This window comes from Paracoccus sp. (in: a-proteobacteria), assembly GCF_046462195.1.
Taxonomy (GTDB): Bacteria; Pseudomonadota; Alphaproteobacteria; order Rhodobacterales; family Rhodobacteraceae; genus Paracoccus.
Genome location: NZ_JBKGUN010000021.1, coordinates 1 through 3379 on the forward strand (window position 1 = coordinate 1; position 3379 = coordinate 3379).

A 3379-nucleotide genomic window follows, 5' to 3' on the forward strand; every position below is an offset into this window, starting at 1 on the left:
CCGCTGCCCAAGGATACGGGCATCTCGTGATACCGTTGCGGGACCACGACGCAATCGAACCTGAGCGCATTGCACGGTTCTGCGCCACAGAGGGAGTTGCACCCGTCACGACCTCTCCGCTGCAGATCGAAAATGACATCTCCAGCACGGATCCGGCCATTCATCGCCGCGGTGTGGAGCGGCATCTTGCGGCTCTCCGGCTGGCGCGGGACATGGGCGCCGATCGAATGGGAGGTATTCTCTACAGCGCGTTTGGAAAAGCGTCCTCCGCTGCTACGGCCGAGAACTTCGGCGCCGCGGCCGAAGGGCTGGCACAGGTCGCGGAGGTTGCAGCAGCCAGCGGCATCACCCTTACATTGGAAGTTGTGAACCGCTACGAATCCAACCTCGTGAACACTGCGGCAGATGCATTGCGTCTGGTTGAGACCATCGGGAAGCCGAACGTGGGGATCCATCTCGACACGTTCCACATGAACATCGAAGAAGACGATATGATGTCTGCGCTGGAGTCTGTGCTGCCGCGGCTTGCATACTTTGAAGTCGATCAGAACCATCGCGGCAGACTAGGGCGCGGGTCTATTGACTTCATGCCCTTGCTTGCCCGGCTGAAGACGTCTGACTACAGGGGCCTGATCGGCGTCGAAGCTTTTTCGTCGGCAATCTCGCATCCTGATATCGCAGCGGGCGTCGCTGCATGGCGACCCTTGTTCACTGACGGCGATGATGTCGCCGCCGAAGGACGGGAAATTTTCGACCGCGCCGGATTTTGACTGTGGGTATTTTTGGCACCCTGCAAGGTAGATTTGCTGGCTAGCTGTCCACAGCTGCATCAAGCGCCGGCATGGGAACGCGCAAAATGCAGGCGTTTTCGCGACACGCGTTGAGGCGACCATGCCCGACGCAGGGCCTATGGTTGAATGTGGACGGGAAGGAAACGGCGGAGATGGTCTTCGACTTTCGAGGCGAGGTCGTGTCTAATCGATCCGATAAAACACGTTGATGACTGTCTTGATGCAGGCAGTTAACGCAACACGCGCCGCGACACATGTTGCCGAGACAGCCCAGAAGACTGGCACAAGATCACAACGCCCGGCTGGGACGCTAGGCGGCTTGCAGCAGAACCTGCCTTTCCTGAGGAGTGGTTGGATTGCGATCTCGCCGCTGCCGCAATAACCAAGGCTTTGATGGAGGGAGAGGGAGGCCCGATGAGCAGTTCGGATCAGGACATTGGTCGCCTCGACATGATCTTGGCGGCCTTGCCGCAGGAAAATCTTCCCATGACGGTGAGCGAACTCGATGGCTATGTGACCGGCCTTCTTGCTTGTCCCGATCTCATACCGCCCTCTGAGTGGCTTCCCCATGTCTGGGGAGAAACAGGTGATGCCGGTTTCCCTGATGAGGCGACGGCGGAGGCGACGATCTCTGCAGTCATGGCCCACTACAACGCGGTGGCTGAAAAAAATCACGACAATCCCATGGATCGATCCGATCTACGAGATGGATCCGAACAGCGGCGAGACGCTTTGGGAAGCCTGGATCGGCGGGTTCACCTGCGCCATGCGCTTGCGCCCTGACCCCTGGCAAGCCTTGCTGGAGCAGGCCGATGAGGAGGTGCGCTAGTCTCTGATCTTCCTGCTGGTCTTGCAGGACATCAATGAGGGGACCAGCACGTTCTCCGAGGAGGAGATCGATGAGGTCGACCTCCATGCGTCTGACCTGATCCCCAACTGCGTCGCCGCGATCTTGCTTGTATCGCATCCGGAGCTAATCATGAGGGCCGACAACCTTTCCCGGGCGCCCGTCAGGGGCACGCGCCCCGCCGGCAACGAGCCCTGTCCCTGCGGGTCGGGACGCAAATACAAGCAGTGCTGCGGCAAGAACTGACGCGCGCGGTCGCGTCTTTGTTCGGCAGATCCTGTGCAGCTTACGCAAGCTCCACCGTAGGCGTCGCGGCGGCTCCGGACGAGAGTGCTCCGAACAACACCCGGCGAGATGCCAGCACGTCAGGGCCCGTGGGTCTTGCTGAGGATCAACAGTGCCACCTCATCAAGAGGATGCGCGTTCAGGACGACGCAGGGTGTCTTTCGTCCCGCTGTCGATAAGGCTTCCAATCAGGCGCATCAGTTCCTGCTTTTCAGGCCCGAAGCCTCCCTGAACCAGAAATTCACCAAGGGCCACCTCGCTGACCTGGCCACCGGACGGAAGGTTGGCTCGATGCCGGACAACAATGCGCTCGCTCTCCGGATCGCGCCCCAAGCTCCAAAGGTCACCGTTAGCGCTTGCATAGAGTAGCCTTTCCTGTGTGAGCACCTGTCGCTTCCTCCCTGCTTCGTTGCTGTGCATCAGGCTGCACTGCGGGCGTCCCGATGTCCAACGCTTGCCAATTCTGGCATCACCCTAGAGCCGGTTGCAGTCAATTGACCTCATACCCTGCGGCTTTGAAGTAGTTGTAGCATTCCTCGTCGGAGAACAGGTCGCAGACTTGGCCAACCGCGGCCCATAGCTGATCATAGGTCCGTGCGGCAGCTTTTCTGACAAGAGCCTTGAGCTTGGCAAATGCCATTTCGATCGGATTGAGGTCGGGACTGTATGGCGGCAGGAACAAGAACCACGAGCCGATATCATGCAGTGCAGCCGCTGCGGCAGGGCTCTTGTGGCTGGAGAGGTTGTCCAGAATGACGACGTCGCCGGCCCGGAGCGTCGGGACCAGTTGGGTTTTGATATAAAGTTCGAACATCTCGGCGTTCATCGCCCCGTCGATCACCCAAGGCGCGTCCAGCCGGTCATGGCGCAGCGCTGCAATGAAGGTCTGGCTCCGCCAATGTCCAAACGGCGCATGATCCACGAAACGTTGCCCGCAGGGCGACCAGCCGGTAGTCTTGGTCATGTTGGTCTTGAGCCCGGTTTCATCAATAAAAGCCAAACGCCCCAGATGGTTGGCCATGAAAGGTTGGCGCCTCGCGATCCAAACATGACGCAGGCCAGCAACATCCTGGCGCTTCTGTTCAAGCGCCTGCAGGGCTTTTTTTGTGTGTCAATCCGAGCCCGCGCAACATCCGCCAGACAGTGGCACGGTGGACGGCGATGCTGTGGGTTTGGGCCAGTTCAGCCACCAGTTCATTGAGCGTGATCTCGCCTTTGGCCGTGACACGCGCCTTGAGCCAACCGGCCACGCCCACCAGCTTCCCGTGCCCGCCGCCATTGCCTTGCTGTCTCGGCGTCAACAACCCGGTCTCGCGTCGCAGCTTCACCAGATCGTTGACAAATTTTGGCGAAACCCGAAAGTGCCGCGCCGCCTCGCGATGCCCATGTCCTTCGTCCACATAGGTCACGACCCGCGTCCGAAGCTCCATTGGATGTGGCTTGCCCATCAGATCCC

At 59.8% G+C, this 3379-nt stretch carries 5 protein-coding genes; 3 read left to right on the forward strand and 2 right to left on the reverse strand.

The window, feature by feature from the left end:
- From ACLHHB_RS01425 to ACLHHB_RS01435, 3 genes are all read left to right on the forward strand, one after another.
- The coding region (locus ACLHHB_RS01425; RefSeq protein ID WP_410216498.1) for a sugar phosphate isomerase/epimerase family protein at positions 1-770 on the forward strand (770 nt) is incomplete at its 5' end.
- A gap of 435 nt (positions 771-1205) precedes the next feature.
- On the forward strand, positions 1206-1574 hold the full coding sequence (locus ACLHHB_RS01430) for a UPF0149 family protein (RefSeq protein ID WP_410216499.1): 369 nt from the start codon (positions 1206-1208) through the stop codon (positions 1572-1574).
- A gap of 196 nt (positions 1575-1770) precedes the next feature.
- Entirely contained in the window at positions 1771-1884 is a 114-nt protein-coding gene (locus tag ACLHHB_RS01435; RefSeq protein WP_410216501.1) for an SEC-C metal-binding domain-containing protein, read from the forward strand.
- A 162-nt stretch (positions 1885-2046) separates the two neighbouring features.
- On the opposite strand, the gene ACLHHB_RS01440 is transcribed toward ACLHHB_RS01435, so the two are convergent.
- Both ACLHHB_RS01440 and ACLHHB_RS01445 read right to left on the reverse strand, forming a co-directional pair.
- Positions 2047-2310, reverse strand: a complete 264-nt coding sequence (locus tag ACLHHB_RS01440) for a hypothetical protein (protein WP_410216500.1) — start codon at positions 2308-2310, stop codon at positions 2047-2049.
- Positions 2311-2413: 103 nt separating this feature from the next.
- Positions 2414-3371, reverse strand: a protein-coding gene (locus ACLHHB_RS01445; protein ID WP_410216502.1) for an IS630 family transposase whose coding sequence is annotated in 2 segments (ribosomal slippage) — positions 2414-3019 and positions 3021-3371 — 957 coding nt in all. Because the reading frame shifts where the segments join, the coding sequence is not laid out codon by codon here.
- Between the last annotated feature and the right edge of the window lie 8 nt (positions 3372-3379).